Source organism: Pseudonocardia sp. Ae717_Ps2, assembly GCF_001932475.1.
In the GTDB taxonomy this organism is placed as follows: domain Bacteria; phylum Actinomycetota; class Actinomycetes; order Mycobacteriales; family Pseudonocardiaceae; genus Pseudonocardia.
On sequence record NZ_MCIS01000001.1, the window covers coordinates 5,409,455 to 5,423,047 of the forward strand.

Sequence of the window (13,593 nt, forward strand, 5' to 3'; positions counted from 1 at the left end):
GTCCCTCTCAGGTCGCGGCGAGGTGGTGGGCACCCCGCGACTGCGCGGGCCGGTGGGGTCCCGCGTCGGCACCGAAGGTAGGAACCGGCGGGCGGCGGCAGTGGTGACCGCCGTCTCAACCTGAGACGAGACGGTGTCGCGTCGGCGTCGCAGGTGTGACACCGTCGTGAGCAGCAGGTACGAGGAGGTACGCGCGATGGGGCAGTCCTTGGCTCCGGCCCGCATCTCGGCGTCCTGGGCACGCAGCGAGACCTACGGCGCCCCCACCGAGGTGGTCGACCCGGCGTACACCGGCACCGTCGACGACGAGTCGCTGTTCGCCCGCTGCGGCGGCGAGGTGCTCGCCGGGCTGCACGAGGGACTGCCCGGCGAACCGATCTCGCTGATGCTCACCGACGCCGACGGGATCGTCGTCTCCCGGCTCTGCGACGAACGGGCCCTGGTCGACGCGCTCGACCGCACCTACCTCGCCCCCGGCTTCGCCTTCGGCGAGCGGGAGGCGGGGACCACCGGGCTCGGCCTGGCCCTGGCCGACCGGGTCCCGTCGCTGGTCCGCGGCGACGAGCACTACTGCACCGGGCTCTGGGGCTACACCTGCGCGGCCGCCCCGGTGCTCGACCCCGTCGACGGGTCTCTGCTCGGCAGCATCAACCTCACCACCTGGTCGCAACGCTCCGACGGGCTGCTCCTGGCGCTCGCCCGCACCGCGGCCGGGCAGACCTCCGCGCTGATGCTGGCCCACGGGCGGGGCGCGAGCCCGCGGCCGGCGCCCCGCGGCGAGGTGTTCCGGGTCGCCCCGCAGCCCACCGGCGGCACCGCCGAGCTGGGCCGCAGCTGGACCACCGCGCTGGACGAGGTGCGGGCGGCGCTGCGCGACGGCGCCCGGGTCGGGGTCGTCGGCGAGCCAGGCGTGGGGAAGTCCGCGCTGCTCGCGGCGGCCCTGCGCACCGTCGCGCCGCGGCACCGGGTGCTGCACGCCCGCCCACCGGCGGCCGAGGACGCGGTGTCCTGGCTGTCGCTGTGGTCCCCGGAGCTGGGCAAGGCCGACACCGCGGTGATCGCGGGCCGGGTGCACGAGCTGCCCGCGCCCGTCGCGACCCGGCTGGCGGCGCTGGTGCGGTCGCTGCCGCACGCGGCGCTCAGCGTCACCGCGCGCGACGTCGGGACGGTCCCGGAGCCGCTGTCCCGGATGCTCGACGTCGTGGTCGAGCTGCCGCCGCTGCGGCACCGGGCCGAGGACGTCCCGGCACTGGCCGCACACTTCACCCGCGACGGCGTCACCTTCACCGACGCCGCCGCCCGCGCGCTGCGGACCTACAGCTGGCCGGGCAACGTCGAGCAGCTGCGCCGCACGGTCCGCGACGCCGCGGCCCGCAGCAGCGTGGTCGACGTCCGGCACCTGCCCCCCGAGCTGCTCGCCACCCGCTCCGGCTCGCTCACCCGGATCGAGTCGCTGGAACGCGACGAGCTGGTCCGCTGCCTCACCGAGCACGGCATGAGCGTCACCCGGGCCGCGGAGACGCTGGGGATCAGCCGGGCGACGGCGTACCGGCGGGTGCAGCGCTACGGGATCGCCACCCTGCGCTGAGCGGCCGCGGCACCATCGGTGCCGTCATCCGAACAGGTGACGCGCTCACCGGACCGGTGCTACCGGTGGCCGTGCTCACGGCCGCCGCGGGTCCTTCGGACCTGCCGATCCCGGCCGGCGGTGGGACCATCGGTGTGCCGGGCAACGACGCCCCGGGAGACCCGGCGGCCGGCCCGGCCACGGGACTCGACACCGCCACCCGACGACGCCGTCACACCCGGTGACGAGGAGCCCGCGTCGCGCGACGACGGCGGGGCGCCCGCCGCCCGGTGCGGCAGACAGGGCACCATTCGGTGGAGGACCTGATGGGAGGCGTTCGTGTTCGGACTCACGGACACCGTGGCCGCACTGCTGGCCGCGATCCCTGCTGCGCCCGTTCGGTCGCTCCTCGTGATCGGGGTCGGGGCATTCCTCGAAGGTCCGATCGTCACCGTCGCCGCGGCCGCGCTCGCCGGGGCCGGGCAGCTCCCCTGGTGGGGTGTGTGGCTGGCCGCGCTCGTCGCCGACGTCGTCGGGGACACGGCGCTCTACGCGCTCGGCCGCAACGGCGACCGGCCGGCCGTCGCCCGGGTGCTGAACCGGCTGGGCCTGACCGAGGAGCGTCGCGAGGTCCTGACCCGCGAGGTCCACACGCACCTGCCGCGGATCGTCATCGGCGCCAAGCTCGTCGACATCGGCGCGATCCCGGCCTACCTGGCCGCCGGGCTGTCCAAGGTCGGCTACCGCCGCTTCCTGGCCTGGATCGTCCCCACCACCGCGGTGCGCGCCGCGGTGCTCGTCGGGATCGGCTACGCGGCCGGGGACCGGCTCGCCACCGACCTGGAGTCGCGGCCCTGGCTGCTCGTCGTCGGCGGGATCGCCGTCGGGCTGTCCCTGGTGCTCGGGCGCACCGCGATCGTGCGGGCCACCGGCTCGCGACGCCGCGCCGACGCCCGGTCCTGACCGGGTCGCCCCCCTCGCGCCGAACGTCCCCGACGTCCCGGGCCGCCTCCGGCGTGTCACCGCGCCTCGGCGGCCCGCGGCGAGCACCGTCCGGAGCGGACGGCCGGACCACGGGGAGGACCACGCGGTGAGCACGTTGACCTGGGCCGAGGCGATCGTGATCGGGGCGATGCAGGGCGTCGCCGAGCTGTTCCCGGTCTCCAGCCTCGGTCACAGCATCCTGCTGCCCGCCGTCATCGGCGGGCAGCAGGGCGGCCGACCTCGACGTGAGCGCGCCGCGGTCGCCGTACCTGGCGTTCGTCGTGGGCCTGCACGTGGCGACCGCACTGGCCCTGATCGTGGCATTCCGCGCGGACTGGGTGCGGATCGTGCGCGGGCTGGTGACGTCGGTGGCCCGCCGCGAGGTCCGCGACCCCGACCAGCGCCTGGCCTGGCTGCTGGTGCTCGCGACCGTCCCCGTCGGGCTGGCCGGGCTCGCACTCGACCGGGTCTTCCGCACCTACCTGGCGCTGCCCGTCCCGACCGCGCTGTTCCTCGTGCTCAACGGCGCCGTCCTGCTGGTCGTCGAGCACCTGCGCCGGCGCCCCGCTCCGGTCGCGCCGACGGCCGTCGGCGGCGAGCCGGGCACCGTGCTGCTCGCCACCGAGGTCGCCTCCGACCACCGCATCGCGCGGCTCCGGGTGCGTGACGTGGTGACCGTCGGCGCGGCCCAGATCGCCGCGCTCGCCCCGGGGATCAGCCGGTCGGGGTCCGCGATGACGGCCGGGCTGCTGAAGGGCCTCCCGCACGTCGACGCGGCACGGCTGTCGTTCCTGCTCGCGACGCCGGTCATCCTGGCCGCGGGCGTGCTGAAGCTGGGTGACCTCGCCGGTCCGCTCGGGGACGGCATCCGACCGCAGATCCTGGTGGGGAGCCTGCTGTCCGGGCTCGGCGCGTACCTGTCGGTGCGGTTCCTGTCCCGGTACTTCGAGACCCGCTCGCTGCGCCCGTTCGGGATCTACTGCGTGGTCGCCGGGCTCGCGTGCCTGCTGTGGTTCACCCTCCGCTGACGAGGAGCGGGGTCAGCCACGAGCAGGATCGACGAGGAGCAGGATCACGGTCATGAGCGACCCGTCGGCCGACCCGCACCGGCACGCCCTGGACGCCATCCGCCGCGAGCTCGACCGGCTCGGCGACGGCGGGCGCCGCATCGTGCCCGCCTGGAAGCGGGTCACCCCCGGCGAGCACCGGTGGCCCGCCGCAGCGGCGATCGTCGTCGCGATCGGGCTGCAGCTGCTGCTGCCCGACCAGCTCACCCTGGTGTCGCGGTGGCTGCTGCCGTCGCTGGAGCTGGTGGTGCTGGTCGTGCTCGCGGTGGCCGGCCCGGCCCGGATGGACCGCGAGTCGGCGCTGCTGCGCGGCCTCGGGCTGACCCTGGTCGGGCTGCTGAGCCTCGCGAACGCGGTGTCGGCGGGGCTGCTGGTCACCGCGATCCTCGACGGCTCCTCCGGCGGCTCGGCCGCCCCGCTGCTGGCCAGCGGGGCGGCGATCTGGCTGACCAACATCATCGCGTTCGCGGTCTGGTACTGGCAGCTCGACCGCGGCGGGCCGGCGGCACGGGCGCACGGGCGCCGTCCCACCGCGGACTTCCTGTTCGTGCAGATGCAGAGCACCGACCCGCACGACGCCGACTGGGAGCCCCGCTTCGCCGACTACCTGTACCTGTCGTTCACCAACGCCACCGCGTTCAGCCCCACCGACGTGATGCCGCTGAGCCGGTGGGCGAAGATGCTGATGCTCGTCCAGGCGCTGGTGTCGCTGGTGACGATCGCGCTCGTCGTCTCCCGGGCCGTGAACGTGCTGGGCGGCTGAGTCCCGGGCGGGGCTCAGCCACCCAGGAGGGACCGCAGCACCCCCGGTGCGTCCGACGGGCCGGCGACCGGCGCCCACCGCGCGTTGCTGCGCGCGGCCAGCTCGGCGGCCTGCTCGTGGTCGGACTCCGGGGCCAGGATCAGCAGCTCCGGGACCTGCCGCGCCGCCGGGACCGGGTCGTGGTCGTCGGTGGCCCGGCAGTCCGAGAGCAGCACGACGATCCGCCGCTCCGCGCGCGTCCGTTCCAGCTGCGCGGTGGCCGCCCGCAACGCACCGGACAGCGCGGTCACCCCGTGCCCGCGCAGGCCCAGCACCCGGTCGACGACCGCCGACGGCGGACGGGTGGACCCGATGTCGCGCAGGACCCGGGTCTCGGCGGCGAACGACAGCACCGCGTGGTCACCGGGTGCCCGGAACGCGCAGGCCGCGGCGGTCAGCGCCGCCGCGGCGAGCCGGTCCCCGCCCATCGACCCGGACGCGTCCACCACCAGGCACAACGCGAGCGCGGGCCGCGCCCAGGTGCGCGCGGTCAGCTCGTCGAGCCCGACCGGGCGCCGCGCCGCGCGGGCCTCGGCGACCGCGCCCAGCGAGGCGTCCAGGTCCAGGTCGCCGCCGCGGTCGGCCGGGACAGCACGCAGCCTGCCGATCCCGCGCCGGGTGACCCGGCCGGACCGGCCGATCTCCAGCACGACCCGGCCGGCGAGCCTGCGGGCCGCCGCCCGCAGCTTCTCGTCGGTGGCCCTGCCCATGTCGACGAGCAGCGTCAGCGTCTCGTCGGGACGCTCGGCGAGCGCGGCGTCGAACGCGTCGGGGTCGAGCACCCCGACCTCGGGCGAGATCTCGGTGAACCCGGGGTGGCCCGCCAGGGAGCTGCGGGCCACCGTGCGGTCCTCCGGGCGCGCACGCGGCCGGGACGGACGGGTGGAGCCGTCCGCGGGCCGGGGACCGCCCGCCGGTGGCGGGCTCAGGCTCCCCCCGACGCATCACCGCCGTCCGGGGCCCCGTCGGCGTCGTCGGCGGGTTCCTGGCCGAACTCGGCCGTGTACAGCTCGCGGACGATGTCCTCGGCGCTGCGGGAGCCGGACTCGGCGAGCCGGATGCGGCCGGACAGCGCGACCAGCGCCGCGTCCAGCCCGGCCCGCCAGTCGGTGGTCTCCCGGCCGCGCCGGGCCGCCAGCGCCGCGGTGATGCGGACGATGTCGATCGCCCCGCGCACCGAGGAGCCCACGTGCACGTCCGGGTGCTCCCGGGTCCGGCGGACCAGGGAGACGACCTTGGCCCGCCACTGCTCGTCGACCTCGGGGCCGCGCAGCGCGACGACCGCGGTCTCGTCCCCGGCGGTCTGGTAGCCCATCGCGATCCGGCAGACCCGGTCGTAGACGGCGGAGGAGATCCGGGCGGTGCCGACGGCGTCGAACGGGTTCATCGCGGCGACCAGCCGGAATCCCTCGTGCGCGGTGATCCGGCCCAGCCGGGGCACGTGCAGCTCGCCCTCGCTCATCACGGTGATGAGGACGTTGAGGGTCTCCTCCGGGATCCGATTGATCTCCTCGACGTAGAGCAGGGCCCCGGAGCGCAGCGCCTCGGCCAGCGGGCCGTCGACGAAGGTATCGGGGTTGTAGCCCCGCTCCAGGACCTGGGCCGGGTCGAAGTGCCCGACCAGCCGGGCCGGGGTGAGCTCGGCGTTGCCCTCGACGAACACGAACGGGAGCTCGGCCTCCTCGGCCACCGACCGCAGCAGCGTCGTCTTCCCGGTGCCCGGCGGGCCCTCCAGGACGACGTGGGCGCCGGCCTCCAGCGCCGCGACGAGCAGCTCGACCTCCCGGCCGCGGCCGACGACGGGGGTCACCACAGGGGTCACGGCGGGGGTCAGCACGGGGCGGCTGCCTCGGTCTTCACGGGCGTGCTCCTCGGCGCTGGTGACGTCGGTGTCGTCCTGCATCCTGCCCCACCCGCGGGGGTGTGGCGTCCTCCACGTGGGGACCGTGCGCACTGTTCCACACCCGACGCCACCGTGGTGGCGGAGGCGACACCACCCGCGCCGGGCCTCCCCGTCGTACGCGGACGGGCGGGGTGCAGGATCGTCCGACATGGACCGACGCGTGCACGCGTTCACCGACGACGCCCTGGGCGACGACGACGCCGTCACCCTCGCCGGGAGGCTGCGCCGCCGTGAGGTCGCGCCCGCCGAGCTGCACGCGGCCGTCGCCGCGCGTGCCGCCCGGGTCGAGCCGCACCTGCACGGCCTCGCCCTGGACCGCACCGCCGATCCCGTCACCGGCGCCGTCGACGGCCCGCTGGCCGGGGTGCCGACGCTGGTCAAGGACAACGTCGAGGTCCGGGGCTGGCCCGCGGGCCACGGCACCCAGGCGTTCGTCCCGGCGCCCTCGCGCGAGCACGCCGAGGTGACCCGGCAGCTGCTCGGCTGCGGGCTGGACCTGCTGGGCACGACCCGGATGCCGGAGTACGGGCTGAACGCCTCCACCGAGTTCGCCGACGCCGAGCCGACCCGCAACCCGTGGGACCCGCGCTTCTCGGCCGGCGCGTCGTCGGGCGGGGCGGCCGCGCTCGTCGCCGCCGGGGTGGTGCCGCTGGCCCACGCCAACGACGGCGGCGGCTCGATCCGCATCCCGGCCGCGGCCTGCGGGCTGGTCGGGCTCAAGCCCTCGCGGGGCCGGCTCGCGCCGAACGCGACCGGCGCCCGGATGCCGATCGACCTCGTCGCCGACGGCGTGGTGTCCCGCTCGGTCCGCGACACCGCGGTGTTCCTGGGCGCCGCCGACCGCGGGCGCCGCAACCCGGCGCTGCCACCGCTGGGCCTGGTCGAGGGCCCCGCCCGGCGACGCCTGCGGGTCGGCCTGCTGCTGGAGTCCCCCACCGGGGCGGCGGTCGACGCCGACACCCGCGAGACCGTCACCGCCGTCGCCCAGCTGCTCGCGAAGCAGGGTCACGAGGTGTCCGAGGCCCACAGCGGGGTGGGGACCCGGTTCGTCGACGACTTCCTCGACTACTGGGGGTTGCTGGCGTTCTCCGTGGTCACCGGCGGGCGGCTGCTGCACGGGCGCACCTTCGACCCGCACCGTCTCGACGGCCTGACCCACGGTCTGGCCGACCACTACCGTCGCGCGCTGGCCCGCACCCCGGTGTTCCTGCACCGGCTGCGCCGGGTCGCGGCGACCCACGCCGAGCTGTTCACCCGGCACGACGTACTGCTCTCCCCGGTGCTCGCGCACACCCCGCCGGAGATCGGGTGGCTCGCGCCGACGGTGCCGATCGAGCAGCTCACCGCCCGGCTGCTGGACTACGTCGCGTTCACCCCGCTCGCCAACGTCGCCGGGGCTCCCGCGGTCGCGCTGCCCGCCGGTGCGACGGCGGGCGGGCTGCCGGTGGGGGTGCACCTGCAGACCCCGGTCGGCGACGAGCGGACGCTGCTGGAGCTCGCGTACGCGATCGAGGCCGACCGCCCCTGGCGGCGGATCCAGGACTGATCCGAACCGGTCCAGAACTGCTCCGCCGCCGGGGCAGCGCCCGCTCAGACGTTGCCGCGGCGCTCCTGCTCCCGCTCGATCGCCTCGAACAGCGCCTTGAAGTTGCCCTTGCCGAAGCCGAGCGAGCCGTGCCGCTCGATGAGCTCGAAGAACACCGTGGGCCGGTCCCCGATCGGCTTGGTGAAGATCTGCAGCAGGTAGCCGTCCTCGTCGCGGTCGACGAGGATCCCGCGGGACTGCAGCTCGGCGATCGGCACCCGCACGGACCCGATGCGGGCCCGCAGCTCCGGGTCCTCGTAGTAGGCGGCCGGGGTGTCGAGGAACTCCACGCCGCGGGAGCGCAGCACGTCGACGGCGCCGAGGATGTCGTTCGTCGCGAGCGCGAGGTGCTGGGCGCCGGGGCCGCGGTGGAAGTCCAGGTACTCGTCGATCTGGGACTTCCGCCGGCCCGGGCTGGGCTCGTTGAGCGGGAACTTCACCCGGTGGTTCCCCGACGCGACGACCTTGCTCATCAGCGCCGAGTAGTCGGTGGCGATGTCGTCGCCGATGAACTCGGCCATGTTCGTGAAGCCCATGATCCGGTGGTAGAAGTCCACCCAGTGGTCCATCCGTCCGTACTCCACGTTCCCGACGACGTGGTCGAGCGCCTGGAACACCCGCCGCGGCGCGTCCGCGGGCCGGGCCACCGACGAGCCGCGGGCGACGTGGCCGGGCAGGTACGGGCCGGTGTAGCGGGACCGGTCGACCAGGGTGTGCCGGGTGTCGCCGTAGGTGGCGATCGCGGCGGTGCGCACGGTGCCGTGCTCGTCGGTCGTGTTGTGCGGCTCGACGAGCACGGTGGCGCCCTGGGCGCGGGCGTGGGCGATGCAGCGGTCGACGTCGGGGACCTCGAGGGCGATGTCGACGACGGAGTCGCCGTGCCGGCGGTGGTGGTCGGCGAGCGGGCTGTCCGGGTCGACGGCGCCGCGCAGCTCGAACCGGACCGCGCCCGAGCGCAGCACGTAGGAGTGGTGGTCGCGGTTGCCCGTCTCCGGTCCGGAGTACGCGACGAGCTCCATGCCGTAGACGACCTGGTAGAGCTGCGCGGCCTGGGTGGCGTTGCCGACGGCCCAGACCACGGCGTCCCAGCCGGTGACCGGGAACGGGTCGGCGGAGTCGTCGTGTTCGACGAGGCCGACCAGCCGGCGCAGGGCGGCGGCGTCGAGGTCGGCGAGCTTCTCGGAGTCGGTGAGGATGTCCATCAGTGCTCTCCCGTCAACGTGCGTGCTGCCAGGTTCTCCGCCGCGGTGACCGTGGTGGTGCCGTGTGCGCGGGCGTCGGCGAAGATCCCGGCCAGGGTGTCGCCGATGGCACGGGTCCGGTCCGCGACGGCGGCAGCACTCCAGCCGAGCACCTCGCGGCCGACCAGGTGGATGGCCCCACCGGCGTTCGCGACGAAGTCCGGGGCGTAGGTGATCCCGCGCCGGCGCAGGACATCGGCAGCGTACGGGTCGGCGAGCAGGTTGTTCGCCGCACCCGCGATCACCGCGGTGGGGACGGTCGCGGCGACCTCGGCGGTGATCAGCCCGCCGGTGGCGCACGGGACCAGCACGTCGCACGCGCGGGTGGTCACCGCTGCGGTGTCGACCACCTCGGCACCCAGCTCGTCGGCGGCCGCGGCGCAGCGGGCCGGATCGACGTCGGTGACGATCAGCTTGGCCCCCGCGTCGGCGGCGAGCCGGGCGACGTCGGCGCCGACCGCCCCGAGCCCCTGGACCAGCACCCGCAGCCCGTCGACGCCGTCGAACCCGGCTTCCGCGGCTCCGGCGCGGATCGCGGCGAACACCCCGAGGGCGGTCATCGGGCCGGACGAGCCGGGCTCGCCCGCCGCGACCGAGCGGCCGAACACGTGCGGGGTCAGACCGGCGAGCACGTCCATGTCGGCCGAGCAGGTCCCGACGTCCGGGCCGGTGGTGTAGTTCCCGCCGAGCAGCTCCAGGTTGGCGGCGTGGATCTCCAGGATGCGCCGCCAGGTCGCGTCGTCGAGCTCGGTGCGCGGGGCCGGGAGCGCGATCACCGACTTGCCACCGCCCATCGGGAGGCCCGCGGCGGCCATCTTCAGCGTCATCGCCCCGGCGAGGCGGCGGGCGTCGGCGACGGCGTCGTCGGGCGAGGGGTAGACCATCGCGCGGGTCCCGCCGGACGCCGGGCCGAGCGGGGTCGAATGCACCCCGATCACGAACCACGCGCCCGTCTCCCGATCGTACCGGACCGAGGTCAGTTCGCCGTCCCACTCGGGCAGAGCCATCCCGCGCCTCCATCTCCTCGCTGGTGTGCAGCGAGGACACCGCGGGCCGTGGCATCTGCGCAACCGGCCCAGAACCAGCTACGCAGTCACCGCAGATCGGCGGGGCAGCCCGCCGGGGCAGCTGGGCTGATCGTCCAGGAGACCGGCGTCACCCCGGGGACCCGCCGTCGGCGTCCGTAGCCTGGACCGGTGACGACCAGCGACGCCACGACGCCCGCCGACCTGCGTGGCAGGCCGCGACCGCCGGCCCACCCGCGGACCGCGCCGTCGGACCCGGCCGGGCTCGATCCCGAGCGCGCCGCGCTGCACGCCCGCATCGCGACCGGCCCGCGCCGCGCGCAGGCCAGGGTCCCGCTGGTCGACGACGCCGACCGGCTGCTCGGCCCGTTCGCGACGATGCTCTTCTCGCCGCGCATCGGCGACGCCGTCCAGCAGGTCGGCGCGGCCCTGCGCACCGACGACGACCTTCCGCCGCGGCTGCGCGAGCTGGCCGTGCTCGCCGTCGCCGTGCACCACGGATCGGCGTTCGAGTGGTCCGCGCACGAGGGCCTCGCCCGCGACACCGGGCTGACCGGCCCGCAGCTGCAGGCCCTGCTCGACGGCGGTGTCCCCGACGGTCTCGACGAGGCCGAGCGGGTCGCGCTGACCACCGTCCGCGCCCTGCTCACGCAGCACGACCTGGGCGACGGCGCCTACGCGACCGCGCTGGACGCGCTCGGCCGTGACACGCTCGCGGCGCTGGTGTGGCTGACCGGGTACTACTCGATGCTGGCCACCGCCCTGGCCGTGTTCCGGCCGGAGTGAGTCCGGGTAACCCGTGCGGGAGGGGAGGTCCGCCATGAACACCGCGCCGAACGGGGTGTGTGTGGCAGCGGCCATGCACACGTTCCCCAAGACCTGCGGACCCGCGACGACCGTCGCGCAGGCGTGGGCGGCGTTCGAGCGGCCCAAGGTGCACTCGCTGCTGGTCCTCGACGCCGGGCGACTGCTCGCCGTCGTCGACCGGGCCGACCTGACCGGGGCGGTCCCCGACCGGCCCGTCGCGCCCCTCGGGACGCTCGACGGGCGGGTGGCCCGCGCCGGCGACGACCTGGCCTCGACCTGGGCGGCGATGGCCGACGCCGGACGGCGACGGGTCGCCGTGGTCGACGGCTCCGGACGCCTGCTCGGGCTGCTCTGTCTCAAGCGCCACGGTCGCGGCTTCTGCTCCGACGCCGGCATCCAGGCCCGGATCGACGAACGCGCGGCTGCCCCGGGCCGGTCGTGAGGGCGCATTTCCGGTGTCCTGTGTCACATGCCCGTGAGGACCGGCAGGCGCGCGCCCTCCTACGCACAGTCCACCGAGGAGGTAGTCATGTCGTTCACCGACAAGGTCAAGAACAAGGCCGAGAACGCCGTGGGCGTCGCCCAGGAGAAGACCGGCGAGGCCACCGGCGACCGCGAGCTGCAGGTCGAGGGCAAGGCCGAGCAGTCGAAGGCGTCGCTGAAGGACGCCGGCGAGAAGCTGAAGGACGCGGCGGGCAACGTCAAGGACGCGCTGGGCGGCTCGACGAGCTGACCCGGCGTCACCGTGACGGGGGCGACCGGCAGGCATGCCGGTCGCCCCGAACGGGAAGGCCGTCGGCGTACCGAGCCGGGTCCGACGCCGTACCGGGCTCCTCCTCGAACCCCACGGAGGAACCATGAGCACCGTGAAGCTCGCCATCGTCTACTACTCCGCCACCGGCACCGTCGACGCGATGGCCCACCGGGCCGCCGCGGCCGGTGAGAAGGCGGGCGCCGAGGTGCGCCTGCGTCGCGTCGCCCGCGAGGCGACCAGCGGTGAGCGCCAGGCCACCGAGGCGCAGGCCGCGCACGCCGAGGCCGCACCCGAGGTCCCCGCCGCGACCGCCGACGACATCGTGTGGGCCGACGCCGTCCTGTTCGGCTCCCCCACCCGCTACGGCAACATCGCCGGGCAGCTGAAGACCTTCATCGACTCGCTCGGCCCGCAGTGGGGCCAGGGCCTGCTCGCCGACAAGGTCTACGCCGGGTTCACCTCCAGCCAGACCCTGCACGGCGGCCAGGAGTCGACCCTGCTCGCCCTGTACAACACGATCCACCACTTCGGCGGGATCGTCGTCGCGCCCGGCTACACCGACCCGACCAAGTTCGTCGACGGCAACCCCTACGGCGCCTCGCACGTGACCGGGGCGAACAACGACGCCCCGCTCGGCGACGCCGAGAACGCCGCGCTCGACCACCTCGCCACCCGCGTGGTCACCGTCGCCGGAAAGCTCGCGGGCTGACCCCGATCGCGGCGGCGCCGAACCGGCCACCGCACGTACGCACGGGTTAACCTCGACGGATGTACTTCCGGATCACCCCGGGCGACGTCGAGCTCGTCGACCCGGGTGACGTGCGCGCGTTCCACGTCGTCGCCGCCGAGGGACTGGCCGACGGGGAGCTCGCCGACACCGTGTGCCGCACCGGGCTCGGCGAGGTCTCCGACGACGGCGAGCACGTCCTGGTCCGGGTGGACGCCGTCCGCAGGCTCGCCGCCGGTCGGGTCGGCCCGGGCTGGGAGGACGACCTGGCCGGCATGCTCGGCTACGCCCGGAGCAAGGGCTGGATCTCCGACGACGGCACCGCGGTGCGCGCACACGTCGAACGGGCCTGAGACCGGCACCGGCCCGGGTCCGACGCGGCGCTACGCCAGCAGCGCCCGGACCCGCTCCGGGTCCGGCCCGTCCGGCTCGATGACCACGACGGCGTCGTCGAACCCCGCGTCGGCATAGCGGTGCAGCGTCTCGCCCAGGCGCCCGAGGTCGGTCCCCGCGGGGACCGGTAGGGCGTAGGCGACGGCGCGGCGCCCGCCGGCGGCCCGGTAGCGCCCCAGCGCCTCGATCATCTCCGCGGGGGTGGTGCGGTAGCCCGAGGCGAGCCAGCCGTCGAAGCGCCGGGCCGCCTTCTCGACGTTCGCGCCCCAGGAGCCGAGCAGCAGCGGCGGGCGGGCGGCCGGCGGGTCGGCGAGCCGGGCGTGGTCGTCGTGGCCGTGTTCCAGCAGGTCGCGGAGCCGGGCCGCGTTCTCGTCGAAGGTCCGGAAACGGGTGCGGTGGTCGCGGTCGAGGGTGGCGTAGTCGTCGCGGGTGGAGCCGGGGCTGATGCCCAGGGCCAGCCGGTCCCCGCACACGGCCTGCAACGACAGCATCCGGTGCGCCAGCTCCGCGGGGTGGTGCAGCGGGACCTGCACGGTGCCCGTCGCCAGCCCGACTCCGTCGGTGGCCCCGGCCGCGGCGGCGAGCGCGACGAACGGGTCCGGCACGAGCCGGCCGCGGCCGATGATCTCCGGCGCCCAGAGGTGGGCGAATCCCGCGCCGGCCAGGCGCCGTGCCCACGGCACCACCGGGTGGGGCGGCGCGTCGGACAGGTGCGCGAGCGTCGCGCCCAGGCGCACG

Annotated in this window: 14 protein-coding genes and 1 pseudogene; 10 read left to right on the forward strand and 5 right to left on the reverse strand. The window is 75.5% G+C overall.

What is annotated here, in order from left to right:
* Positions 1–166: 166 nt before the first annotated feature.
* From Ae717Ps2_RS24845 to Ae717Ps2_RS24860, 4 genes and pseudogenes are all read left to right on the forward strand, one after another.
* Positions 167–1,588, forward strand: a complete 1,422-nt coding sequence (locus Ae717Ps2_RS24845) for a helix-turn-helix domain-containing protein (RefSeq protein WP_233147676.1) — start codon at positions 167–169, stop codon at positions 1,586–1,588.
* 318 nt (positions 1,589–1,906) lie between these two features.
* A complete protein-coding gene (locus Ae717Ps2_RS24850; RefSeq protein WP_020622889.1) occupies positions 1,907–2,530 on the forward strand; it encodes a DedA family protein in 624 nt (207 codons plus the stop codon).
* Between the two features lie 127 nt (positions 2,531–2,657).
* Positions 2,658–3,579 (forward strand): annotated as a pseudogene (locus Ae717Ps2_RS24855) (undecaprenyl-diphosphate phosphatase).
* A 52-nt stretch (positions 3,580–3,631) separates the two neighbouring features.
* Positions 3,632–4,381, forward strand: a complete 750-nt coding sequence (locus tag Ae717Ps2_RS24860; protein ID WP_075309760.1) for a DUF1345 domain-containing protein — start codon at positions 3,632–3,634, stop codon at positions 4,379–4,381.
* A gap of 14 nt (positions 4,382–4,395) precedes the next feature.
* Here the strand turns inward: Ae717Ps2_RS24860 and Ae717Ps2_RS24865 are convergent, their stop codons facing one another.
* Together Ae717Ps2_RS24865 and Ae717Ps2_RS24870 are read right to left on the reverse strand one after the other, a co-directional pair.
* The gene (locus Ae717Ps2_RS24865) at positions 4,396–5,262 is read right to left on the reverse strand and encodes a VWA domain-containing protein (RefSeq protein WP_233147677.1); all 867 of its coding nucleotides are present in this window, start codon (positions 5,260–5,262) and stop codon (positions 4,396–4,398) included.
* A gap of 83 nt (positions 5,263–5,345) precedes the next feature.
* Entirely contained in the window at positions 5,346–6,323 is a 978-nt protein-coding gene (locus tag Ae717Ps2_RS24870) for a MoxR family ATPase (RefSeq protein ID WP_083695338.1), read from the reverse strand.
* A 148-nt stretch (positions 6,324–6,471) separates the two neighbouring features.
* Between Ae717Ps2_RS24870 and Ae717Ps2_RS24875 the strand changes: the two genes are divergently transcribed.
* A complete protein-coding gene (locus Ae717Ps2_RS24875) occupies positions 6,472–7,869 on the forward strand; it encodes an amidase (RefSeq protein WP_075309758.1) in 1,398 nt (465 codons plus the stop codon).
* Positions 7,870–7,913: 44 nt separating this feature from the next.
* Here Ae717Ps2_RS24875 and hppD read toward each other — a convergent pair whose 3' ends face one another.
* Together hppD and Ae717Ps2_RS24885 are read right to left on the reverse strand one after the other, a co-directional pair.
* Positions 7,914–9,110, reverse strand: coding sequence for a 4-hydroxyphenylpyruvate dioxygenase (hppD, locus tag Ae717Ps2_RS24880; RefSeq protein WP_075309756.1), 1,197 nt, complete (start codon positions 9,108–9,110; stop codon positions 7,914–7,916).
* On the reverse strand, positions 9,110–10,156 hold the full coding sequence (locus tag Ae717Ps2_RS24885) for a Glu/Leu/Phe/Val dehydrogenase dimerization domain-containing protein (protein WP_075309754.1): 1,047 nt from the start codon (positions 10,154–10,156) through the stop codon (positions 9,110–9,112). The genes hppD and Ae717Ps2_RS24885 overlap by 1 nt, the downstream gene beginning before the upstream one ends.
* Positions 10,157–10,345: 189 nt before the next feature.
* Between Ae717Ps2_RS24885 and Ae717Ps2_RS24890 the strand changes: the two genes are divergently transcribed.
* From Ae717Ps2_RS24890 to Ae717Ps2_RS24910, 5 genes are all read left to right on the forward strand, one after another.
* Positions 10,346–10,960, forward strand: coding sequence for a carboxymuconolactone decarboxylase family protein (locus tag Ae717Ps2_RS24890; protein ID WP_083695339.1), 615 nt, complete (start codon positions 10,346–10,348; stop codon positions 10,958–10,960).
* Between the two features lie 34 nt (positions 10,961–10,994).
* Positions 10,995–11,423, forward strand: a complete 429-nt coding sequence (locus Ae717Ps2_RS24895) for a CBS domain-containing protein (RefSeq protein ID WP_020621564.1) — start codon at positions 10,995–10,997, stop codon at positions 11,421–11,423.
* Between the two features lie 87 nt (positions 11,424–11,510).
* Positions 11,511–11,714 (forward strand): CsbD family protein, encoded by a 204-nt coding sequence (locus tag Ae717Ps2_RS24900; protein ID WP_075333949.1) that lies wholly within the window; start codon positions 11,511–11,513, stop codon positions 11,712–11,714.
* A gap of 124 nt (positions 11,715–11,838) precedes the next feature.
* Positions 11,839–12,444 carry an NAD(P)H-dependent oxidoreductase gene (locus Ae717Ps2_RS24905; RefSeq protein ID WP_020621566.1) on the forward strand — a complete coding sequence of 202 codons (606 nt, stop codon included), beginning with the start codon at positions 11,839–11,841 and terminating at the stop codon, positions 12,442–12,444.
* 59 nt (positions 12,445–12,503) lie between these two features.
* Positions 12,504–12,815 carry a hypothetical protein gene (locus Ae717Ps2_RS24910; protein WP_075309752.1) on the forward strand — a complete coding sequence of 104 codons (312 nt, stop codon included), beginning with the start codon at positions 12,504–12,506 and terminating at the stop codon, positions 12,813–12,815.
* A 30-nt stretch (positions 12,816–12,845) separates the two neighbouring features.
* On the opposite strand, the gene Ae717Ps2_RS24915 is transcribed toward Ae717Ps2_RS24910, so the two are convergent.
* Entirely contained in the window at positions 12,846–13,592 is a 747-nt protein-coding gene (locus Ae717Ps2_RS24915; protein ID WP_075309750.1) for an LLM class flavin-dependent oxidoreductase, read from the reverse strand.
* Position 13,593 lies beyond the last annotated feature (1 nt).